At 50.2% G+C, this 22,806-nt stretch carries 21 protein-coding genes; 6 read left to right on the top strand and 15 right to left on the bottom strand.

What is annotated here, in order from left to right; genetic code table 11:
* Nucleotides 1–183: 183 nt before the first annotated feature.
* The 4 genes from pmtA to dnaK form a co-directional block, all read right to left on the bottom strand.
* On the bottom strand, nucleotides 184–783 hold the full coding sequence (gene pmtA / locus ACYSNS_RS02790) for a phospholipid N-methyltransferase PmtA (protein WP_461721595.1): 600 nt from the start codon (nucleotides 781–783) through the stop codon (nucleotides 184–186).
* Between the two features lie 632 nt (nucleotides 784–1,415).
* Complete coding sequence (locus tag ACYSNS_RS02785; RefSeq protein ID WP_461721594.1) at nucleotides 1,416–1,796, bottom strand: hypothetical protein; 381 nt, start codon at nucleotides 1,794–1,796, stop codon at nucleotides 1,416–1,418.
* Nucleotides 1,797–1,892: 96 nt separating this feature from the next.
* Complete coding sequence (gene dnaJ, locus ACYSNS_RS02780) at nucleotides 1,893–3,038, bottom strand: molecular chaperone DnaJ (protein ID WP_461721593.1); 1,146 nt, start codon at nucleotides 3,036–3,038, stop codon at nucleotides 1,893–1,895.
* Between the two features lie 319 nt (nucleotides 3,039–3,357).
* Nucleotides 3,358–5,265 (bottom strand): molecular chaperone DnaK, encoded by a 1,908-nt coding sequence (dnaK, locus tag ACYSNS_RS02775; protein ID WP_461721592.1) that lies wholly within the window; start codon nucleotides 5,263–5,265, stop codon nucleotides 3,358–3,360.
* 545 nt (nucleotides 5,266–5,810) lie between these two features.
* Here dnaK and ACYSNS_RS02770 point away from each other — a divergent pair.
* Complete coding sequence (locus tag ACYSNS_RS02770; RefSeq protein WP_461721591.1) at nucleotides 5,811–6,104, top strand: hypothetical protein; 294 nt, start codon at nucleotides 5,811–5,813, stop codon at nucleotides 6,102–6,104.
* A 73-nt stretch (nucleotides 6,105–6,177) separates the two neighbouring features.
* Here ACYSNS_RS02770 and ACYSNS_RS02765 read toward each other — a convergent pair whose 3' ends face one another.
* Nucleotides 6,178–7,020: an LOG family protein gene (locus tag ACYSNS_RS02765; protein WP_461721590.1), complete on the bottom strand. Its 843-nt coding sequence runs from the start codon at nucleotides 7,018–7,020 to the stop codon at nucleotides 6,178–6,180.
* Nucleotides 7,021–7,118: 98 nt separating this feature from the next.
* Here ACYSNS_RS02765 and dapD point away from each other — a divergent pair, with 98 nt between their 5' ends.
* Nucleotides 7,119–7,967: a 2,3,4,5-tetrahydropyridine-2,6-dicarboxylate N-succinyltransferase gene (gene dapD, locus ACYSNS_RS02760; protein WP_461721589.1), complete on the top strand. Its 849-nt coding sequence runs from the start codon at nucleotides 7,119–7,121 to the stop codon at nucleotides 7,965–7,967.
* Between the two features lie 738 nt (nucleotides 7,968–8,705).
* On the opposite strand, the gene ACYSNS_RS02755 is transcribed toward dapD, so the two are convergent.
* The 4 genes from ACYSNS_RS02755 to ACYSNS_RS02740 all read right to left on the bottom strand — a co-directional run bounded on the left by ACYSNS_RS02755 (nucleotide 8,706) and on the right by ACYSNS_RS02740 (nucleotide 11,773).
* Nucleotides 8,706–9,155, bottom strand: coding sequence for a lysozyme inhibitor LprI family protein (locus tag ACYSNS_RS02755; protein ID WP_461721588.1), 450 nt, complete (start codon nucleotides 9,153–9,155; stop codon nucleotides 8,706–8,708).
* Nucleotides 9,155–10,960, bottom strand: a complete 1,806-nt coding sequence (gene lepA / locus ACYSNS_RS02750; RefSeq protein ID WP_461721587.1) for a translation elongation factor 4 — start codon at nucleotides 10,958–10,960, stop codon at nucleotides 9,155–9,157. Before lepA ends, ACYSNS_RS02755 begins: the two co-directional genes overlap by 1 nt.
* A 62-nt stretch (nucleotides 10,961–11,022) precedes the next feature.
* Nucleotides 11,023–11,175, bottom strand: coding sequence for a hypothetical protein (locus ACYSNS_RS02745; protein WP_461721586.1), 153 nt, complete (start codon nucleotides 11,173–11,175; stop codon nucleotides 11,023–11,025).
* Nucleotides 11,153–11,773 carry a hypothetical protein gene (locus ACYSNS_RS02740; RefSeq protein WP_461721585.1) on the bottom strand — a complete coding sequence of 207 codons (621 nt, stop codon included), beginning with the start codon at nucleotides 11,771–11,773 and terminating at the stop codon, nucleotides 11,153–11,155. The genes ACYSNS_RS02745 and ACYSNS_RS02740 overlap by 23 nt, the downstream gene beginning before the upstream one ends.
* Nucleotides 11,774–12,165: 392 nt before the next feature.
* Between ACYSNS_RS02740 and ACYSNS_RS02735 the strand changes: the two genes are divergently transcribed.
* Entirely contained in the window at nucleotides 12,166–12,681 is a 516-nt protein-coding gene (locus tag ACYSNS_RS02735; protein WP_461721584.1) for a hypothetical protein, read from the top strand.
* Nucleotides 12,682–12,692: 11 nt separating this feature from the next.
* Here ACYSNS_RS02735 and ACYSNS_RS02730 read toward each other — a convergent pair whose 3' ends face one another.
* On the bottom strand, nucleotides 12,693–13,505 hold the full coding sequence (locus ACYSNS_RS02730; RefSeq protein ID WP_461721891.1) for a DMT family transporter: 813 nt from the start codon (nucleotides 13,503–13,505) through the stop codon (nucleotides 12,693–12,695).
* A 239-nt stretch (nucleotides 13,506–13,744) separates the two neighbouring features.
* Between ACYSNS_RS02730 and ACYSNS_RS02725 the strand changes: the two genes are divergently transcribed.
* The gene (locus ACYSNS_RS02725; RefSeq protein ID WP_461721583.1) at nucleotides 13,745–15,139 is read left to right on the top strand and encodes an aminotransferase-like domain-containing protein; all 1,395 of its coding nucleotides are present in this window, start codon (nucleotides 13,745–13,747) and stop codon (nucleotides 15,137–15,139) included.
* Between the two features lie 80 nt (nucleotides 15,140–15,219).
* Here the strand turns inward: ACYSNS_RS02725 and ACYSNS_RS02720 are convergent, their stop codons facing one another.
* Genes ACYSNS_RS02720 through argB form a run of 3 tightly spaced genes read right to left on the bottom strand, consistent with a single transcriptional unit; the run spans nucleotide 15,220 to nucleotide 17,727 of the window.
* Entirely contained in the window at nucleotides 15,220–16,152 is a 933-nt protein-coding gene (locus tag ACYSNS_RS02720) for a DMT family transporter (RefSeq protein ID WP_461721582.1), read from the bottom strand.
* Nucleotides 16,145–16,825 (bottom strand): pyrimidine 5'-nucleotidase, encoded by a 681-nt coding sequence (locus ACYSNS_RS02715; protein ID WP_461721581.1) that lies wholly within the window; start codon nucleotides 16,823–16,825, stop codon nucleotides 16,145–16,147. The genes ACYSNS_RS02720 and ACYSNS_RS02715 overlap by 8 nt, the downstream gene beginning before the upstream one ends.
* Entirely contained in the window at nucleotides 16,822–17,727 is a 906-nt protein-coding gene (gene argB, locus ACYSNS_RS02710) for an acetylglutamate kinase (RefSeq protein WP_461721580.1), read from the bottom strand. The genes ACYSNS_RS02715 and argB overlap by 4 nt, the downstream gene beginning before the upstream one ends.
* A 214-nt stretch (nucleotides 17,728–17,941) precedes the next feature.
* On the opposite strand from argB, the gene ACYSNS_RS02705 reads away from it, so the two are divergent.
* Nucleotides 17,942–19,879: an AMP-binding protein gene (locus tag ACYSNS_RS02705; protein ID WP_461721579.1), complete on the top strand. Its 1,938-nt coding sequence runs from the start codon at nucleotides 17,942–17,944 to the stop codon at nucleotides 19,877–19,879.
* Nucleotides 19,880–20,185: 306 nt separating this feature from the next.
* Here ACYSNS_RS02705 and ACYSNS_RS02700 read toward each other — a convergent pair whose 3' ends face one another.
* On the bottom strand, nucleotides 20,186–20,338 hold the full coding sequence (locus ACYSNS_RS02700; RefSeq protein WP_461721578.1) for a hypothetical protein: 153 nt from the start codon (nucleotides 20,336–20,338) through the stop codon (nucleotides 20,186–20,188).
* Nucleotides 20,339–20,541: 203 nt separating this feature from the next.
* Between ACYSNS_RS02700 and ACYSNS_RS02695 the strand changes: the two genes are divergently transcribed.
* On the top strand, nucleotides 20,542–21,774 hold the full coding sequence (locus ACYSNS_RS02695; RefSeq protein ID WP_461721577.1) for a cupin domain-containing protein: 1,233 nt from the start codon (nucleotides 20,542–20,544) through the stop codon (nucleotides 21,772–21,774).
* Between the two features lie 123 nt (nucleotides 21,775–21,897).
* On the opposite strand, the gene ACYSNS_RS02690 is transcribed toward ACYSNS_RS02695, so the two are convergent.
* The gene (locus ACYSNS_RS02690) at nucleotides 21,898–22,791 is read right to left on the bottom strand and encodes a LysR family transcriptional regulator (RefSeq protein ID WP_461721576.1); all 894 of its coding nucleotides are present in this window, start codon (nucleotides 22,789–22,791) and stop codon (nucleotides 21,898–21,900) included.
* Nucleotides 22,792–22,806 lie beyond the last annotated feature (15 nt).

The raw sequence follows: 22,806 nt of genomic DNA, 5'->3' as shown, positions 1-22,806 counted from the left end.
TCGTGGTTTAAAGTATTCATATGACATGCATTAAGTATTTGTTTTATCTTGTATTTTACCGCGAAAACCGGTCCCCACTTTTCGCTACGCGCTCTAGGCGATAAAACCAACGGGCGGAAAATGATATCGGCATCCTTCTGCTCTTGGCATGTCATTAAAAACTACAAAAGTTTCAGCAGAATATCAGCTGCTTTTCCGCCGGTAGATCCATAATTGTGCCGGCGGGACATTGCGCATGACGAAATCATAGTGCTGCACCTCATAATTTCCCTTATGCGCAGGAACAGGTGATTTCGGCCCATAGGTAATCTGGATAATAGGGCGCCCCGATGGAATGCGATTCAGCAGGTCCTCCACCAAAGCAATGCGTTGTGCTACAGGCATCAATGTCAGCGGAATGGCGCAGACCACACAATCAAACACCAAATGTTTTTTATCGCCCAATGTTTCATCAAGGCGGAAGGCGTCGCCATGGATGATATTCACATCGGGGAATTTACCAGAAAGCAGTTTGGCAAAATCCTCACTATATTCAACAGAATAAAGGTTTTGCGGCAAAACCCCACGTGCCAATATGGCCTTGGTAATTACACCAGTGCCCGGCCCCAGTTCCAGAACCGGCAGACCAGAGGTCATGTCGATCACGCTGGCCATACGTCGCGATGTGATAGCGCTCGTCGGCAAGATCGCGCCGACCTTTTTCGGACCGTCAATCATTCCCTTGAGGAACCGTATTTCTTCGCCGAATTTTTTGGTGAATTTCGCCTTCAGTGTTTCCGACATGATCGCTCCCTTATGGCAAAAATTTGCCTGCTCCCACCCTAAGCATAATTGTGTCGATATAAGGTTGCATAAAATTTACGTCAGGGAAAGCCTGCCTGCCAAAAGCTAGTGCTCCTTTATCCACTAGAGCATTTCCAGAAAAAGTTGAATCAGCTTTTTCGTTGGACATTGCGACAAATAAAAAATCTAGGGCAAATCCATGCCCCAACGAAAAGAAGATTTGCTCTAGGCCGCGGTGACAATTTAACTATTTATTGCGCCATAGCAAAAATGGCCATGTTTTAGGAGTGAAGAGGAAAACATGTGGTGCATATTTGACGATGAACGACAACAAACAGGGCCATTTTGGCAAGGCCCTGAAAGGGTTGGGCAAAAATCTTGCCTGAATGCGTCGAAAATTCTTGACGGTGGGCTACACCGTTTGCGATTTTTCTCCTATTCAGCCAAAATTTTCGCATCAACGCGATGAAAAGTTAAATTGTCACCGCGGCCAAGAGCGCTTTTCGACCTGATGCTATCCGGCCGATGCATCTCAAGCTTTTGTTTTGTCGCTATATCTTATCCGATTGACGATTCACATCAATCGGGAACCGCTCTAAATTGGACACGGCATGCCGTTCAAGCATTAATCGCTATGCCTGTCGTAACACGTCCAAACCAAAAGTTTTTGCCTGCTCGACACTCTCGGCAATATGGATGGGATAAGGAAACGCTTTTGCCGATTTGTCCGCTCTTTTTTGAAACTCGGCCATTTCCTCAGCGTTGGAGGCAATGTAAATCATCGCCAAAATCTTGCTGGCCATTTTCTCCTTATATTGTTTGAAAAAAAGCGCCATGGCTTTAGCCGCTTTGTGATCATTTTGATCATGGATATCCACGATCAGCACAAATGGTGCCGTATCCTCGATCAAAGCGGCATATTCTTCGATAAAGCCACGGAATTCGGCGTCATCCGTACCGTCAGCATTTTTTGCAAAATAAATCGAAGGTGCCAATGCATCGAAATAAGTCAAATTCGCCTCCTAATAACTTGATGTTTTAAATCAAGTTATTAAAGTTCACAAATTCAACGCTCTTTCAAGCCCGCTTTTTCACCTCATGCGCAGAATTCAGCTGCCGCCCATGCCTTCGAAAAATTCTTTCATGCGGGCAAAAAAACCGTGGCTTTGCGGCGAGTTTTCATGGCTTGAAAGCTTGTCAAACTCTTCCAGCAGCTCACGTTGTCGCTTGTTGAGTTTCTGCGGTGTTTCAATGGCCACCTGAATGTAAAGATCACCCACAGCTTGCTGACGCAATACCGGCATGCCCTTGCCCTTCAAACGGAATTGTTTGCCATTCTGGGTACCTTCCGGCACTTTCACCCGGGTTTTTACCCCGTCCAGCGTTGAAACCTCGAACTCGCCACCCAAAGCAGCAGACGTCATGGAAATCGGCACACGGCAGTAAAGATCGGCACCATCACGCTGGAAAAACTCGTGCGGCTTGATCGAGAGGAAAATGTAGAGATCCCCCGAAGGCCCGCCGCGGCTGCCTGCCTCGCCTTCACCTGCCAGACGAATACGGGTTCCATCTTCTATGCCGGCTGGAATATTGACCGTAAGGGTGCGGTCTTCCTCGACACGTCCCTGACCATGGCATTTCGGGCAAGGATCACTGATAATTTCGCCACGCCCGTGACACGTCGGGCAAGCGCGCTCGATAGAGAAAAAACCTTGCGCGGCACGCACACGTCCCGTGCCGTTACAGGTTGAGCAGGTTTGCGGTTTCGAGCCTTTTTTTGCGCCCGAACCATCACATGCGTCACAGGTAATCGAACTTGGAACCCGGATTTGCGCCGTTTTACCATGAAAGGCTTCTTCCAGCGAAACCTCCATATTATAACTCAGGTCGGCACCACGCTCGCGTCCATCAGAACGCTTGCGACGGCCGCCACCCATCATCTCGCCGAAAAAATCTTCAAAAATGTCCGAGAAACCGCCAGCCCCACCGAAGCCAGCACCGCCGAATGGGCCGCCACCACCGCGCCCGCCATTCTCGAAAGCGGCATGGCCGAAACGGTCATAGGCCGCGCGTTTTTGCGGGTCTTTCAGGATTTCATAGGCTTCGCCAATTTCTTTGAACTTTTGTTCAGCGCTATGATCGCCCGGATTTTTATCGGGATGGTATTGCATCGCAAGCTTGCGAAAGGCGGATTTCAGCGTTTTATCGTCGCATTCGCGCGTTACGCCGAGCATTTCATAATAATCAACCTTCATCACTTATTCCTGCGGATTGTCTTTGCTTCATATCCAAGACACCCTATGCCATTTTCCAGCTTCATCGAGATAATGATTGGCGGGAAAAAGGCGATGCCGTTACACTTTACGCAAGAGCATATCCACTTGATGTCGGGTTATGGATCTGCTCTCATTCTTTGTTTTACCGCATGTTCCCAACACGAAAGTCTATCAACTGTTGTTGGAAATGCTCTGTATGGGGCAGATACCGGAGAACCAGATCAGCCCTTTAAACACCAAAGCCCGGCCCTTTGCTTGAAAGGCCGGGCTTTGTATATTCACGCTAAATGCACCATGCTTATTTCTTGTTGTCGTCGATTTCTTCAAAATCGGCATCGACAACATCGTCGTTGCGTGCATCTTTGGCAGCGTCAGCGGCGGCATCGGCTTCCGCTTCTGCCTGTGATGCCTCATACATCGCCTGACCAAGCTTCATGCTGGCTTCAGCCAGTTTCTGCGTCTTGGCAGTGATATCTTCCGCATCATCGCCCTCAAGTGCTGTCTTCAAATCAGCCAATGCGGTCTCAATAGCCGACTTGTCTTCTGCCGAAACCTTGTCACCATAATCGGCAAGGGATTTTTCAGTAGAATGAACAAGAGCTTCTGCCTGATTTTTGGCTTCAACACTTTCACGACGCTTCTTATCGTCAGCCGCATGGGCTTCAGCATCCTTAACCATCTGCTCGATATCGGCATCGCTCAAGCCGCCAGAAGCCTGAATACGGATCTGGTGCTCTTTGCCTGTACCCTTATCTTTGGCAGATACGTTGACGATACCGTTAGCATCAATATCGAATGTTACTTCAATCTGCGGAACACCCCGTGGTGCTGGCGGAATGCCAACCAGATCAAACTGCGCGAGCATCTTGTTGTCAGCGGCCATTTCGCGTTCACCCTGGAACACACGAATAGTCACGGCACTTTGATTGTCGTCTGCGGTCGAGAAAGTCTGCGACTTTTTCGTCGGGATGGTCGTATTACGCTCGATCAGGCGGGTGAAAACGCCGCCCAATGTTTCAATACCCAATGAAAGCGGTGTTACGTCAAGCAACAACACATCCTTCACGTCACCCTGCAAGACACCACCCTGAATAGCGGCACCCATGGCCACAACTTCATCCGGGTTGACACCCTTATGCGGTTCTTTACCGAAGAAGTTTTTAACAACTTCCTGAATTTTCGGCATACGTGTCATACCACCGACCAACACAACTTCATCGATCTCGGCAGCGTTCAGTCCGGCATCTTTCAATGCAGCCTTACATGGCTCAATGGTACGCTGGACAAAGTCATCAACCAGAGACTCGAATTTTGCACGGGTCAATTTCATGGTCAAATGCTTAGGACCAGACTGGTCCGCCGTAATAAAGGGCAGGTTGATTTCGGTCTGCTGCGAAGACGAAAGCTCGATCTTGGCTTTTTCTGCGGCTTCTTTCAAACGCTGCAAAGCCAATTTGTCGTTCTTCAGGTCAATGCCCTGTTCTTTCTTGAACTCGTCGGCCAAATAGCTGACCAGACGCATATCAAAGTCTTCACCACCAAGGAAAGTATCACCATTGGTCGACTTAACTTCAAAAACGCCGTCGCCGATCTCAAGAACAGAAATATCGAATGTACCACCGCCAAGGTCATAAACGGCAATGGTTTTGCCTTCCTTCTTGTCGAGACCATAAGCCAGCGCTGCTGCTGTCGGCTCGTTGATGATACGCAGAACATCCAGACCGGCAATCTTGCCGGCATCCTTGGTTGCCTGACGCTGTGCATCATTAAAGTAGGCAGGAACAGTAATAACAGCCTGCTCAACCTTTTCGCCAAGATAGGCTTCTGCGGTCTCTTTCATTTTCTGCAAGATCATTGCAGAAACCTGTGATGGCGAATATTTATTGCCTTCAGCTTCAACCCATGCATCACCATTGTCGCCTTTGACAATGTTATATGGAACAAGTGCCTTGTCCTTCGCGACTGTCGGATCATCAAAGCGACGACCGATCAAACGCTTAACAGCGAAAATGGTGCCTTCAGGATTGGTGACAGCCTGACGCTTGGCGGGCTGACCGACAAGACGTTCTCCGCCATCTGTGAATGCTACGATAGAAGGGGTTGTACGCGCACCTTCCGAATTTTCAATGACCTTCGCGTTTTTGCCATCCATGACAGCAACGCAGGAATTGGTCGTTCCCAAATCAATACCGATTACTTTTGCCATATCTACTCTCCGTTCAGCAAGCTGTCTGGACCTCTACCGAGCATTCCTTAAAGACAGCTCCTTTCATATGAAAAGTCCGCAACGGCTGCCGAGAAACAACAACCATAACGAACTTCGTTGAGGCGTATATAAGGGCGGCTTTTTCGACGTGCAAGGGATGAGCGACAGAATCAACACGGAAACAGATATTTTATGCAAAAACAACCGTTTTGCGGCCTTTTGAGCGCCCCGCCTTGCCAAATCCATGCCCACATCTTTGCAAAATGCTGCAAAAAACCGGTCAAAAAGTAGTTTTTTCAGTCAAAACCCGGTCACAACCATGTGAAGTCAGGCATATTCAAGCTTTACCATTAATGGAAAAGTGCAAGAAACATCGCGGTTTGCGGGCTTTTACCTTTGTTATCGATCACAAAACGCGTGATCAAGGCACGGCTTCGTGAATGGAACAAATGCGTTTCTTGTACGATATGTAATGACAGAGTTCGAAACGTGAAAGCGTTGAATTGATGACAGAAGCGAAAGCTTCACAAAACAGGAGAAGTAAAATGAAAAAGATTCTTGCAGTTGCTATGATTAGCTTGATGTCCGTTAGCACCGTTATGGCAGCAGAAGGCCGTCGTAACAGTTCAGGCGATGGCTCCATGGAAGATAGCTACGTTCCAGGCCAGACAAAAAATTCACCGGTTGATACAACCGAAACCGGCACAGGCAAACATTTTGGTGATGGTGCCCGTGAAGATAAGTATGTACCGGGTCAGGAAAAGAAATCACCTGAATCCAAAACAACGATCCAAGACAGCGAAAAAGGCAGTTTTGGTGACGGTTCTCCAGCCGAATAAATTGCGATTGGATGGAGGAAAAAGGTGGGCTTTGCCCACCTTTTTTTTATGTCAAAGCGGCCTTACACAGCGGTCAGGCAAGATCATAAAAATCGCGAATGACATCCCAGCCCTCGTCGGCACTGTCCACAAAGCTTAATAAGTTGACATCCGATGGCGATATTGTGCCTTGTTCGGCAAGATAATCGACATTCAACACGTTTTTCCAAAATTCCCGCCCGAACATCAAAACAGGTACACGTTTCATCCGTCCTGTCTGGATCAATGTCAGCGCCTCGAACAGCTCATCCAGCGTGCCAAAGCCGCCGGGAAAGATAGCGAGCACTTTTGCACGCATCAAGAAATGCATTTTACGCATGCCGAAATAATGGAAATTGAAACATAGTTCAGGTGTCACATACGCATTGGGTGCCTGTTCATGCGGCAAAACGATATTCAAGCCGATACTGGGCGCACCGACGTCGGCTGCACCACGGTTTCCTGCCTCCATGACACCAGGGCCACCTCCGGTTACGATGACAAATTCGCGATGGTAGGTTGTCGCCGAATATTGTGAACACAAACGTGCAAATTGCCGCGCCTCTTCATAATAACGGGAAGCGGCCTCGAGGTTTTTCTTTTGAACATCGTTTTTGGCAGCCCATGCCGGTTTTCCCGGTTCGGGTATGCGGGCACCGCCAAACAGCACCACCGTTGATTTTATGCCACGCTCGACAAAGCCGAGTTCCGGCTTCATCAGCTCCAAACCGATGCGCAGGGAACGCAATTCGCGCCGCATCATAAAATCTTCGTCTGTATAGGCCAAACGGTAGGCAGGCGAACGGGTTTGTGCTGTATCGGGCACCTCATGCACAATGCGCGCATCCTCACCGGAGTGGGGAAAGGGTGTCCAGCCGTTGTTTTCGTCTTTAGCCATAATGGCATATCCTTTTCATTGACCGTGCTGGTTTCTTGCATTAGGTCGGATAAGATAATCCCTGATGCTTTCGACTTGCTTAACGGAGACCCATTGCCATGACGAACCTATCCCAACTGGAAACCATCATAGAAAAGGCGTTCGACGAACGTGATGCGATTGATACGACAACCAAAGGCGAGGTGCGCGAGGCTATTGACCACGCTTTAGACCTGCTGGACAAAGGCGAAGCGCGTGTTGCCGAACGCCAAAGCGACGGCAACTGGAAAGTGAACCAATGGTTGAAAAAAGCTGTACTTTTGTCATTCCGTATCAATCCAATGGGGTTGATTTCCGGCGGGCCGAATGGCTCCGGCTGGTGGGATAAAGTACCTTCCAAATTCGATGGCTGGCAGGCGGCTGACTTTGAAAAAGCTGCTTTTCGCTCGGTCCCGAATGCCGTTGTGCGTCGTTCTGCCTATGTTGCGCCGAATGTCATTTTGATGCCTTCCTTCGTTAATCTTGGTGCCTATGTCGGTGAAGGTACAATGGTCGATACCTGGGCCACGGTCGGGTCTTGTGCGCAAATCGGCAAGCATGTCCACCTATCAGGCGGCGTTGGCATTGGCGGCGTGCTCGAACCGCTACAAGCGGGGCCAACCATCATCGAGGACAATTGCTTCATTGGTGCGCGTTCGGAAGTGGTTGAAGGCTGCATTATCCGCGAGGGTGCAGTACTCGGAATGGGTGTATTTATCGGCAAATCCACGAAAATTGTTGATCGTGCAACTGGCGAGATTTTCTATGGTGAAGTACCGGCCTATTCGGTGGTTGTGGCGGGCACCATGCCCGGAAAACCATTGCCAAATGGCGAGCCTGGCCCGAACCTTTACTGCGCTGTCATTGTAAAACGCGTGGATGAAAAAACACGTTCGAAAACTTCAATCAACGAGCTTTTGCGCGACTAAAACATAAAGATGTATCGGGTTGTCATGCTCGGAAAAATGACACCCCGGTTTACGCTGTCCGATAGCAAACATCGTAACCGATTGATTACAAAAGATTTTATGTTGTTTGACAAATAAAAAAGGTGAAGCCGAAAAAACGCCTTCACCTTTTTTGTGTAACACACGAAAAGAGTGCAGCAGAGTATGCGGGGGTATAACTCTGCTGCGCCGGGCGGGGTTTTCATGAAAAACGAAGCCCGGTTCTGCTCAGACCCCAGAGGTCTGAAAAAATACGGGCCTTCCGACCCGTATGTTGTCGATATTATTATTCGGCTTATTTTTATTCGTCAACCACCCGATTGAAATGAATTTGATTAAATCGACCCGATTTTACACGCCTCGATTGCATTGTCAGGAAATAACAAAACAGCAATTGTATTTTCCCTCGAAGTTAAGAACACAATGCATCCAAACCGCGGGCGCACTATCAAATCAAGCGTGCATTTTTATCGGTTTCAGTGCCTTTGTCGATGCATCGCGTTTCAATAACAAGTGATTCTATGTTTGTCTCGATGTGCTTTTGCACGCAAGGCATTTATAAACATTTCAACCGCATGCAAAAATCATCAAACACCAAGGCACGATCTAAAAAAATAGGCAGCCCTGCGTCACTTCTCATTCTTTTGCCTGGCACGCGGAAACTCAAGGCCTATTGTCTCCTACATTGAATGATCGCCAAAGGTTAAAGCTCGGGGAGGTCTAATCGAATTGGCCGCATTCTTCCTGATTGAACGTGTAGCAATAAGCTTGCAGCTGCTTTATCCGATCTTCGATACCGCGTCCCTTGCAGGAATAATAGCTCAGCACCTGTGCTTCTCTTCCAAAGCTCGGAAGCATAAGTGATTGGCAGGCGGAATCTTGAAACTTTATCCAATTACGCTGTTCTGAAAGCAGCATATCTTTTGCCCGCTTCATGTCATCGTCAGCCGACTCATCAAACATAGCATTGATGACGTGCCAAGTTTCATTCAATTGCTTGTCGACACGTTCAATATAGGCAATGCCGCATTTCTGGAATTGCCAATTCATCTCTTTCAATTCAACAACGCCGTCAACACATTGATCATAGGCTTTGTCAGCAAAAGCCGGACGCCAGCAAAACATTGCCCCAAAAAAGATGAGGGCAATAATCTGCCGGCCAAAAAACATCAATCGCTCATCTTCAGCGCATGGATGAAAGCTTCCTGTGGAATTTCAACCTTGCCGAACTGACGCATACGCTTTTTACCTTCCTTCTGTTTTTCCAGAAGTTTGCGTTTACGGGTGACGTCACCACCATAACATTTTGCCGTCACATCCTTGCGAAGCGCACGGATTGTTTCGCGGGCGATAATTTTGCCGCCAATCGCTGCCTGGATAGGGATCTGAAACATGTGTTGCGGTATGAGATCTTTGAGCTTTTCACACATGGAACGACCGCGCTTTTCCGCAGCGGTGCGGTGTACCAACACCGACAATGCATCGACTGGCTCGGCATTGACCAGAATCGACATTTTGACCAGATCGCCTTCGCGATAATCGGTAATCTGATAGTCAAATGAAGCATAACCCTTGGAAATCGACTTTAACCGGTCATAGAAATCGAAGACGACCTCGTTTAGCGGCAAATCATAGGTCACCATGGCGCGGCTGCCGACATAGGACAAATCAATCTGCAAGCCGCGGCGATCCTGACATAATTTCAGGATAGCCCCCAGATAATCATCCGGTGTCATAATTGTTGCGCGGATCCATGGCTCTTCAATCGATGCGATTTTAACGATATCGGGCATATCCGCTGGATTATGCAGCTCTTTGACCGAACCGTCATTCATATTCATGCGATAGACAACCGATGGGGCTGTGGCAATGAGATCAAGATTAAACTCGCGCTCCAAACGCTCCTGAATAATTTCAAGATGCAGGAGGCCGAGGAAGCCGCAACGAAAACCAAAGCCCAACGCTGCCGATGTTTCCATTTCAAAAGAGAAGCTGGCATCATTCAAGCGCAATTTGCCCATAGCGGCGCGCAAATCTTCGAAATCTGCCGCATCGACAGGAAAGAGTCCGCAGAAAACCACGGGTTGCGCCGGTTTGAAACCGGGAAGAGCTTCCTCGCAAGGGCGACGCTCTTCTGTAATCGTATCGCCGACGCGTGTGTCGGCAACTTCTTTGATCGAGGCTGTGATGAAGCCGAGTTCGCCCGGGCCGAGTTCGTCCATGGCAAGCATTTTCGGTGTAAACACACCAACGCGCTCAACCGGATATTTGGCGCCAGTCCCCATCATGCGGATTGTCTGGCCTTTTTTAAGAACACCGTCGATAATGCGCACCAGAACGATCACACCGAGATAGGCGTCATACCAACTATCCACCAGCATAGCTTTAAGCGGCTTGGAAGCGTCACCGGTTTTGGGTGGAGGAAGCTTGTCAACGATGGCTTCAAGAACCAGATCAATACCGACACCCGTTTTTGCCGATATTTCGACAGCATCTGTCGCATCAATGCCGATGACTTCTTCGATCTGTTCTTTCACACGTTCCGGTTCCGCAGCGGGCAGATCGACCTTGTTCAAAACCACGACCAGATCATGATTATTGTCGATTGCCTGATAGACATTGGCCAAGGTCTGCGCTTCCACCCCTTGACTGGCATCAACAACAAGGAGCGACCCTTCACAGGCGGCAAGCGAGCGCGATACTTCATAGGCAAAATCGACATGGCCGGGTGTGTCAATCAAATTGAGCACATAGGTTTCACCATTTTTTGCTTTATAGTGCAGACGCACTGTTTGCGCCTTGATGGTGATGCCGCGTTCGCGCTCGATATCCATTGAATCAAGCACTTGTTCTTTCATTTCCCGCATGTCGAGACCACCCGTCATCTGAATGAGACGGTCAGCCAAGGTCGATTTGCCGTGGTCGATATGGGCCACGATGGAAAAGTTACGTATATGATCGCGATCTATTGTCATAAACAGCGATTTAGCAAGGAACTTGAAGAAAGGCAAAGCCCAAATTCAGTGGGCGCATGTTTTCAATCCGGCATTTGCCGTTTTTCTCGCCGCATCGTGACCGGAATATTCGTGGCTGAGAAATAACGCTGGAAAGGAAAGACCCGGCTTGCGTGTTTTATACCATGCACATTGCCATTCCCTGCGGGCGTTTCAGCGTCCCAACGCGTTGTCATTTGAGACACCTCCTGAATAGCGCAGCCTTTCCGCTTCAATCTGGTCTGGTGTGTAGGGCGTGTCGTGGCTGTCAAATTTCTTCCAACCCTGCTGCACATATTCTGCCATGCGGTCTTGCGGGTCAATGCGATCGAAGTCGTTGAGTACGGCGCGGGCATTGTTTGCCTCGCCGTCCTTGACGCGCAATACCAGCAAATTTCCACCGCGTCGTACGGCCTCGGCATAAAAATCGGCCTGCTTCTGATCTACACCGGCCTTGGACATCACTTCAGCCATATTGCCGGTGAACGCACCAAGCGCGCCGCCTGCAGCACCGCCGCCCAATGTTGCTGCAAACCATCCCAACGCCGTCACAGGGCCAATACCTGGGATAATCATCAGTGCCAGTCCGGCGGCAACGCCCAAGCCCGCACCGGTTGCGGCCCCTTTTAAAACACCATTGGTCTTATCGTCTTCGGCGAGAAGTTTGCTGACACTGTTATCATCGCCTTGCGCAATCAGGCTGATATCTGACCGATCAAACTTATTGGCAAGAAGAGCCTCGAAAGCCTGTTCGGCTTCGTGACGATCATCGAAAAGCGCATTGACAATCTGCATGGGATTTCCTTTCTATCTGAATAGAACAAAAAGCCTGAGAAGCAGATTGGTTCCTTAATGAGCACCCAGTCTACGCCTAAGGCACAATGCGGGTGGATTGCAGGTTTGGACGAGGCCGAAAGAAACAGGTCATCGAACGCAGCGGCATTGGCCGCCATTTGCTGCGCTCCGATAAACGCTTATTGCGAAATCGCGATATAACGGCGTCAAAAGCCTCTACACAATTTGAAGCGCGGAAGACGCAACCTTGCAAGGATCCGCAGCAGTTATTGCAGATATCGCGTTACCAAAAGGCATTTCCCTTATTAATGGAGAAACTGGCAAAGTTACCGCCGGTTACATCCTTGCCAAACACCGCTGACCGGAAAAGCAGAAACGGACGCGTGGAGGCGATGATTATATTGCTTGTACTGGGATTTGACGTCGATAGACACATCCACAAAGAATTAACACCGGAAGAGGCAGAACGGTTGCGTCTCGAGGTGGCCAACATCAAACGCAGCTATCGTGATGATTTTGTCCACGATAGTACCATGATGGAAGCATTATTTTACTGCGGATACCAAGCCGTAGCGTCGGGCCTGCCACTTTTGCGGTATACGCACGACCCTGTTGTCGAAACATACGAACCTGAAATCGATCCACTACCGCTTTTACCGCAGAAAATGGGCTTCAATTTTGGCCTCTATCACCTCATAGCCATGCTTAATGCTATGCTGACCCCCTTTGTGACCCATGTGGCTGGGCGCATTGCCATATTAGCGGGAAGCTTTATCATTTTCGGCGGTTACGGTATCGGCTATTGCATCCATATGGCGGTACCACATGGAACATCTTTCATCTTGGGCTATATATTTGCCTTTGCCATCGTCATCATTATTTTTGATAAGGCATCCCGCAAACTTTGATCTTTGATATCTCAGGCAAATTTGCGCGCGCCGAAAACACAAATAATCAGCAAAAGAGAAATGACCAGCATCAACGGGTCAATTTGCTCGTGAAATACAAAAGCCGCTAAAGCCAAGCCAAAAAACGGTTGCAGAAGCTGCAATTGCCCGACGGCAGCAATACCGCCTTCAGCGAGACCACGATACCAAAAGAAAAAGCCGATAAACATGCTGAAGAAACTGACATAGGCAAGCGCGCCCCAACCGGCCATGCTGATCGATGCGGGGTGGCTTGGAAAAACGGCCAGCATTGCCAATAGCATGACAGGCAAGGCCAATATCAATGCCCATGATATGACCCGTGCGCCACCCATACGGCGGGCAAGAAATGCGCCTTCCGCATAGCCGAGCCCGCCAAGGACAATGGCTGCAACCATATAGAGATCTCCGGCGGGCGATGCCGTAAAACCTTGACGCAAGGCGTAAAAGACAATCAGCAAACTGCCGATGCCGGCAAACAGCCAGAAGGGTGTTGTTGGCCGTTCACCGGCACGCAACACAGCAAAGATTGCCGTGGATAGCGGCAATAGAGCTGTGAAGACCAGAGAATGCGCAGCGCTGACATGCTGTACTGCCAACGAGGAAAAAAGAGGAAAGCCGACCACCACACCCAGCGCAACCAGCACAAGACTGCGCCATTGTTCCGCCTTTGGCCACGGCGCATGCGACAGCATTAGAAATACAATGGCGCATAATCCCGCAATCGTTGCACGGCCAAAAGTCAGGAAAAAAGCACTCATTTCCATAACACCCAACCGCGTCATAGGAAGGGTGGCGGAAAACATCAACACGCCGATGCCGCCATGCACAAAGCCCGACAAGTTGCGTCTTTGAGAAACCGGAGCGGCCACTGAGCTGATTGCCTTTATGGTGCTTGCCGATGGTGTTGTGTCTGTCGATCGTGATGTCTGTTCTGTCATGCGATATCCTTAAATTTCCATTTTTGTCGGCCAAGCGGGCTGGAAAAGACAGAGACAATGCAATACAATTTCATAAAACTGTACTGGTACAAAGGGCAATACAGATGATGAAGACATCGCGACCCACGGTTGGATTGGTTGGTCGGGTTAAGGCGGAAATCACGCGCCGGATCGCGGCGCGTACGCTTGTGGCGGGCATGAAATTGCCTTCCATCCGCGCCTTTGCTGAAATCATGCAGGTGTCTAAATCGACCGTGGTTGAAGCTTATGACAGGTTGGCCGCTGAAGGCGTGATCATATCCCGTGCGGGGTCAGGCTTTTATGTGGCATCAATCTCGGCCCCGCTTAAGCTTTCAGCCATGACCCCAAGGCTTGATCGTGCCATTGATCCCTTATGGGTCTCGCGCCAGTCGCTTGATAGCCGTCCCGACATGTTAAAACCCGGTTGCGGCTGGTTGCCCGATGACTGGATGGTTGATGAAACCTTGCGCAAATCGCTGCGCCAACTGGCGCGCGCACCGCATGCAGAATTGTCGGATTATGGCGCGGCGGCCGGTTATCAGCCATTGCGCAGTTTACTGGCCAGACGTGTGGAACAGCAGGGTATCGATATTTCGCCTGAACAAATCTTGTTAACGGAATCGGGTACGCAGGCGGTGGATCTGCTATGTCGGTTTCTTTTGCAGCCCGGCGATACGGTTTTGGTCGATGATCCTTGCTATTTCAACTTTCTGGCATTGTTGCGCGCGCATAGGGTTGACGTTTGTTCTGTATCTTATGATCAAGGCGGGCCGGATATTGCGGCATTTGAAAAAATATTACAGCATTCTAAGCCAAAACTTTACATGACCAATTCGGCAATTCACAACCCCACCGGAGCAACCTTGTCTGCCATGACGGCCCACCGTCTTTTACGGCTTGCAGAAGACCACCAACTGACGATTATCGAAGATGACATTTTTGCCGATTTCGAGCTTGAGCCTGCCGCCCGTCTGGCAAGTTTCGACGGTTTGGAGCGTGTTGTGCAGGTTGGCAGCTTTTCTAAAACCTTATCCGCCTCGGTGCGCTGTGGCTACATCGCCATGCCGCGGGATTGGATCGAGAGCCTGACCGATTTACGCATTGCCACCGGTTTCGGCGGTGCGCAAATGTCGGCGAAACTGGTTTATGCGGTTTTGACCGATGGCAGCTATCGTAAACATCTGGAACAATTACGCCAGCGTTTGTCAAAAACCATGGCGCAGCTTTGTCATCGCCTTGCGGGGCTTGATATTCAGCCGATTGTCCAACCGGAAGCAGGTATTTTTCTATGGACCCGGCTGCCCCGCAACACCAATGCTGCCGATATCGCCATGCAGGCCTTGGACCATGACATTTTGTTGGCACCGGGCAATATTTTCAGTGTCAGCCAGACAGCCGCTGACGCCATGCGTTTCAACATTGCGCAAACCACCGACAGCCGTATTTTCAAGTTTCTGGAAAAAGCGCTGGACGGCTGAATTCACCAAAGTAGTACCGTTTCCGATGAAAAACCAAAAACTAAGAGCAAGTATTTGGTTCATCAAATACCGAACGTGCTCTAGGGTTCTTTACGGGAGCGTTTTTTGCCTGTTCCCCATTTTGACGGCTGCAATTCGGCAACCAATATACCAATCAAGATGAACAATCCGCCAAGAAGCGCGATCGCAGGCAACCTGTCACCGGCAATACGGCCGACAATGCCTGCCCAGACCGGCTCACCCGCATAAATGATTGTGGCTCTTGTTGGTGATACCGATTTTTGTGCCCAATTCATTGTCAATTGTATCAATGCACTCATAACGGCAAGACCAACACCGGCAGTCAGCCATATCCATGAAAAGGCTGGAATGGCTTCACCTGTCACCGGCATGAAGGCAAAGGATAATATGCCCGCAAAATAAAGCTGCACAACAGTCACGCGGCGGCTATCGACACCGCCGGCGAACAAACCGATCAAAACAATTTCGGCGGCGATGGCCAAGGCACCAGCCAATGTCAGAAGTTCTCCGATAGAAAAGCTTAAACCCTGCGCCCCTCGACCCGAAACGAGCATAAGGCCGACAAAGGCCAATGCGGCACCGATCCAGCTTGTCAAACCGGGCGGTTTGCGAAAAAAAGCCCACTGCAACATCGGCACCATCGGCACATAAAGCGCTGTAATAAACGCTGATTGGCTGCTGGATACAGTTTTAAGCCCCGCCGTTTGTAAACTATAGCCCAGGAAAATACCGACACCGATGGCCATGCCGGCAAAAAGTTCATGGCGTGTCAAATCTTTCAAACTGCGCCAAAAAATAAGCGCGCAGAGAGTGCCCGCCGTGACAAATCGCAAACCGACAAAAAATAACGGGCCGCTATGGCGCATGGCAATATGGACAATAAGAAATGTCGCCCCCCACAGCACCGTAATACCGATAAGGGCCAATTCCTGCTTGCTAAGCCACATGCGCTTTCGGTCGGGTGCCTGCCCGGTGGATGGATGGCTATCCATGAAGCTGCCCTTTGAATGCCTGCATGAATGAACCGACATTCGCAGCATCGACATCAACATGATCGGGCACATGCGCCGCATCTTCATGCCCGATCAGCACCGTCACCATACCCAGATCCTTGCAGGTGGCAAGATTGGCCAGATTATCTTCCAACATCACGGTTTTTGCCGGATTGATGGAAAAATGGTTGAGAAACCGGTCATAGGCCTGTGCATAGGGCTTGGGAATGAAACCTGCCGCCGCAATATCAAAAATATCCTCAAAACAATGGGAAAGACCAAGGCGATCCAAAGCCCTTTCGGCATGCGGGCGGTCGCCATTGGTAAACACATATTTACGACCATTCAGATTGGCAATATCGCCCGCCAATTGAGCATCTGGTTGCAAGGGTGAATAGTCGATATCATGGACATCGGCCAGATAGTCGCCCGTATCCACCGAATATTCTTCCATCAATCCTTTGAGCGCGCCGCCATAGGTTTGACGGAAATACCGGCGCAGACGCGCCACTTCCGCATCGTCAGACAGGCCGAGCTGCTTTTTGACATAGGCACTGATGCGCGTGTCGATCTGCGCCCAGAGGCCGCTTTCACGCGGATAAAGCGTGTCATCAAGGTCAAACACCCAACAGTCGGCCGCGCCAAGGCGCGCGGCAATATCAACCCCAATCATGGGACAATCAGCGTACCGGCACCGCGCTCGGTAAATAATTCCAACAGCACCGAATGGGCTGTCTTGCCATTCAGGATAACAACACCTTCAACGCCGCGCTGTATCGCTTCAATGCAGGTTTCAACCTTGGGTATCATACCGCCGGAAATGGTCCCTTCCTTGATAAGCTTTTTAGCGTCGGCAACGGTCAACTCTTTTAAAAGTTTGCCATCCTTATCCAGCACACCCGGCACATCGGTTAGAAACAGCAACCGCTTGGCGGCAAGCGCACCGGCAATAGCACCGGCAAATGTGTCGGCATTAATATTATAGGTGTGGCCGTCGCGCCCGGGCGCAACCGGTGCCAGCACCGGAATCATCTCCGAGCGCGCCAAAAGGTCAAGCAGGGTGCGGTCGACTTCGACCGGTTCCCCGACATAGCCAAGGTCTAAAACGCGTTCAATGTTGGAGTCAGGATCAACCACGGTCTTGCGGGCCTTTTCGGCAAAGACCATATTGCCGTCCTTGCCGCAAAGCCCGATAGCCCACTCGCCTTCGGCATTGATCATGGCAACAATTTCCTTGTTGATCGATCCGGCCAATACCATCTCGACCACTTCGACGGTTTTCTCATCAGTAACCCGCAACCCGCCCTCGAATTTCGACTCGATGCCCATTTTACCCAAAAGCTTGGCAATTTGCGGCCCTCCGCCATGCACGACAATGGGGTTGATACCCGACTGCTTGAGCAGCGCAATGTCACGTGCAAAGGCGCGTCCAAGTTCAGGGTCACCCATGGCATGACCGCCATATTTGACCACAACCGTCTTGTTTTCATATTTCTGCATATAAGGCAGAGCCGCAGAAAGCAGCGCGGCCTGTCTTTCAGCAATGTCGGCTGCACTTGATGTCGCGTCGGTCATGAAACGGGTCTCCTCGAACTGGTTCAAAGCCTTTTTAATGCAGTTTTCGGCAACTGAAAACCGGCTTTGCAACAATTTTTATTTTTCTCTCGGTGTTGGCATTTCGTGGCGGCTTTCTGCGACAATTTCAGCCTGCGTCATTATGGGACTGGACAAGACCCAATTCGTCGTTAACACTCAAAAATTGGAGGCGTTTGCAAACTGGGAGGATTGCATGACAACATCATATGATAGCATTTATCACGACTGGCAGAAAAACCCCGAGGCTTTTTGGGGGGAGGCCGCAAAACTGGTTGATTGGTTCAAACCTTACGACAGCGTATTCGATCAGACACAAGGCGTATATGGCCGCTGGTTTGCCGGTGGCAAAACCAATGCCTGTTACAATGCCGTAGACCGCCATGTCAAAAATGGCCGGGGCGAACAGGTCGCCATTTATTATGACAGTCCTGTGAGCCATGGCAAACGGGCAATCACCTATCAGGAATTGCTGGATGAGGTTCAGGCCTTGGCAGCGTTCATGCAGGATCTTGGCGTTAGCAAGGGCGATCGTGTCCTCATCTATATGCCGATGATCCCGCAGGTCTTTACCTCGGTTATGGCATGCACCCGTATCGGTGCGATCCACTCGATCGTTTTTGGCGGTTTTGCTGCCAAGGAATTGGCTATCCGGATTGATGACTGCAAGCCGAAGATCATCCTTGCCGCCTCTTGCGGCATCGAGCCGAACCGCATCGTTCCTTATCAATCCATGGTTAATCAGGCCATTGAAATGGCTGAACACCATGTGGAACATTGTATCGTTCACGAAAGGCCGATCATCCAGGAAAAACCGGAAGGTCTTTTCGAGCTCAAGCAGGGGCGGGACTTCGACTTTGCGGTTGTTTTGAAAGAAAATATGGGCCGCAAGGTTGATTGCGTCGCGGTCGATGCAACCGACCCGCTCTATATCCTTTACACGTCCGGCACCACCGGAAAGCCCAAAGGCGTCATGCGCGATGTCGGTGGCTATATGGTAGCGCTTGCATGGTCTATGGGCGCGATCTTCAATGTCAAACCCGGCGAAGTGATGTTTACCGCATCCGATGTAGGTTGGGTTGTGGGGCACTCCTATATTCTCTATGCGCCCCTGCTCATCGGTGCCACCACCGTCTTGTTTGAAGGAAAGCCCGTAGGCACGCCCGATCCCGGTACTTTCTGGCGCGTATGTGCGGAATATGACGTGCGCTCGTTTTTCTCGGCGCCAACCGCCTTTCGCTCGATCAAGCGCGAAGACCCGCATGGCGACTATGCCAAACAATATCTTTTACCGCATTTGCAAGCCATGTTTGTTGCCGGTGAAAGAGCCGACCCTGATACGCTGGAATGGGCAACAAGCCTGTTCAAAGTGCCGGTGATTGACAATTGGTGGCAGACAGAAACGGGTTGGCCGATAGCCGCAAATCCGGTTGGGCTTGGCCTGATGAAAATCAAACCCGGTTCGCCCGCACGCCCCATGCCCGGTTATGCGGTTGATGTGCTTGACGATAACGGCCGAAAAGTTGCGGCAGACACCTTTGGTAATCTGGCTTTCAAGCTGCCATTGCCGCCCGGTTGCCTTCCCACACTATGGCAGGCCGATGAACAATTTGCCAGAACCTATCTCGAACGGTTTCCCGGATATTACAACTCATCCGATGCCGGTTACATTGATAAAGACGGCTATATATTTGTCATGAGCCGTACCGATGACATCATCAATGTGGCGGGTCATCGCCTGTCTACCGGTGGCATGGAAGAGGCTATATCCGGTCATCAGGATGTGGCTGAATGTGCCGTTATCGGCATCAGTGACAAGCTTAAAGGGCAAGTGCCTTGTGGCTTTATTGTGTTGAAGCATGATGTCAGCCGCTCCATAGCCAGCGTCGAAAAAGAATGCGTCGAGCGTATCCGCGATGTCATCGGGCCTGTGGCAGCATTCAAATTGGTGGTAACAGTACAGAAATTGCCCAAAACGCGCTCGGGCAAAATACTGCGTGGCATGATGCGCAAAATTGCTGACGGGGAAGATTGGAGTATACCAAGCACAATAGAAGACCCCGCCACCTTATCTGAAATAGAACAGCTGTTGACCGAGCGTCGCATCCGCCAACGGGCCGATGCCGCAGGCTGAATTTTAAGGTGTCTGCCTGACAATGACGACAGGCAGGCCCCGCCTTTCCCTATCCTGGGGGCAGAACCTATTCCATCCAGCTTGTTTTAGAGCGCTTTTCAACCTGATGCTATCCGCCCGGCGCGTCTCAAGCTTTTGATCTGTTGCGGTATCTTATCCGATTGATGTTTCGCATCAATCGGGAACCGCTCTAATATGCATAGCAAAATGCTCTACGCACCCTAGAGCATTTCCAGAAAAAGTTGAATCGGCTTTTTCGCTGGACAATGCGACAAATAAAAAATCTGGAGCAAATCCACGCCCCAACTAAATGAAGATTTGCTCTAGCCAAGCGGACAAAGCCTGACGGCTGTTATTGATCGTCTTATTCACAGTTGTCGTTTCGCGGCTTTTGCCAACGCTTGCCATACCAAGGGCGTTTTGCGCGCCAGCAATGAGCGTCAAGATTCTTTTTCGCAATCCCCAAACCTTGAATACCGATCGCCGGAGAGATCTGCGCTTTTTGCGATCATGGTCGTAAGCACAAAAAATAAAAAAAAACCAAAGTCTTGCAATTGGTAGTCACATTATTGGCATTCACCAATACTTGTAGATATTGCAAGCAACATCCCTGTTATACTTTACCCATTGAATAATGCCTTATTCATCCGAGGAGGTTTATCATGGTTGAAAAAACACGTAGAGATTTTTTTACTGCCGCCGGACTGGCTTTTGCCGGATCGGTCGCTCTGGCCAATGGTGCATTTGCTGAAACACGGCCTGACAGGCCGATGCTCAGCCGCGGAAAGGGCTTTGGCGGCGATGACCCCGGCCCCCATGATGCACTGCGTGATGGTGAAAACCCCGACATGCTCAATCCGCCGGCAACAGATGCTGGAACATTGCCCAATCTGAAATTCTCGTTTTCCGATGCCCATGTCCGTCAGCAATCCGGCGGCTGGACACGACAAGTTACCCACCGCGAGCTGGGCGTGGCGACCACCATTGCCGGAGTTGACATGCGGTTGAACAATGCCGGCATTCGGGAATTGCATTGGCATAAGGAAGCGGAATGGTCGGTTATGACCTATGGCCGCGCCCGCATTACCATGGTCGACCCGCAAGGCCGCTGGTTTGTCGATGAAGTAAAACAGGGTGATCTATGGTATTTTCCGGCTGGTTACCCGCATTCGATCCAAGGACTTGGGCCGGACGGCTGCGAGTTTTTGCTCGCTTTTGACGATGGTGACTTTGACGAGGACAGCACTTTTCTTGTCAGCGACTGGTTCAAGCATATTCCACCGGACGTTTTAGCAAAAAATTTCGGTGTTCCTATAAGCGCCGTCGGGCCGACACCATCGCCAGACTCCGAGTATATCTTTGCCGGGACACCGGTGGACGAAAAAGCGCCCGTCAACTTCGATATGCCTAAGACCCCCGTCAGCTATTCCTATCGCTTGCTGGAAAAAGATCACATCGAGATCGAAGGCGGACGCATTTGGATAGCGGATTCACAAAGCTTCGGTGTTTCAAAAACCATTGCAGCAGCACTTGTGGAGCTCGACCCTGGTGCCATGCGCGAATTGCATTGGCACCCCAATAATGACGAATGGCAATATTACCTTGAGGGACAGGGGCGCATGGGCGTTTTTGCTGCCAAAGGGCAGGCCCGTACCTTTGATTTCAAAGCGGGGGATGTCGGCTATGTCCCCTTCGCCATGGGCCATTATGTCCAGAACACCGGAAATACGCCTTTACGCTTTTTCGAGCTTTTCAAAAGCGACTATTATGCCGATGTATCGTTCAAACAATGGCTGTCATTGACACCGGCGCAATTGGTGCAAGACCATTTGAAACTAGGGCCTGAATTCATGGCCTCGTTAAAAAGCGGCAAGAAAACACCTATTGTTAAATAACAAAGCGGTTCAACAACACGATCGGAGATCAGACAGTATGATCTTCGATCATGGTACGAATGAATTTTACGCCAACCTAAGCAATTCGAGAATTGGCTGCGTTTGCGCGGGAAGGCGTGGTTTTTAAATGCGGTTCTTTTCGGTGAAGAAATCGATAAAAGCGCGTAAGGCCGGTCGCATTTTTTGTTGCGGATAATAGATATGAAACCCCGGATAGGCGGGGGACCAATCCTGCATCACCTGTTGCAAGCGGCCTGCTTGCAGATGTTCGGCAACATAATTTTCAAAAACATAGGCTAAGCCAATATGCTGCAATGCCGCTTCGATAACCATCTCATTGTGGTTGACAACCAGCCGTTCCGGCGGAATTACGGTCAATTTCTTAGTGCCCTTTTCAAACTCCCATATATAGGGGAGCTTTTCATCGAACCGGTAGAGAATGCCCTTATGCCGTGCCAAATCGCGCGGATGGGCAGGGGCAGGATTACGCGCGAAATATTGCGGCGTGCCAACGAGAACGCTGCGCAGCTGCCCGCCGATTTTTGCAGCAATCATATCCCGTTCCACATGCTCGTGCACTCTGATGCCGGCATCAAACCCCCCGCTCACAATATCGACGAAGCGATTATTGATCGCCAGATCCAGTATGATTTCGGGATAGGTTTGGGTAAAATCTCCCAAAAACGGCATGATCAAAAATCGTGCGGCCGAATAGGCCATATTGATCCGTAAAACTCCCGAAACCGCATAACGGGTGGTGCGGGCTTCAACAAAACCATCTTCGATCATCCGCAGCGCCGAAGCGGTTTGACGTATCAAAACTTTTCCCGCTTCGCTCAAGCCGATACTGCGGGTGGTACGGTGCAGCAATTGCACGCCAAGGCTTTCTTCCAACTGCTTGACGGCATAGGAAACAGCCGAAGGTGCGACATTCAACCGGCGCGCGGCTGCGCGGAAGCTGCCTTCTTCAACAACCTGCTGTAATATGAGAAGATAGGAAAGTTGCTGGCGGTCCATAGCTCACTGTTCTCA

This window comes from Bartonella sp. LJL80, assembly GCF_054871565.1.
The sequence above is the reverse complement of the archived record's forward strand: the minus strand, read 5'-3'. Positions and strand labels throughout refer to the sequence as shown.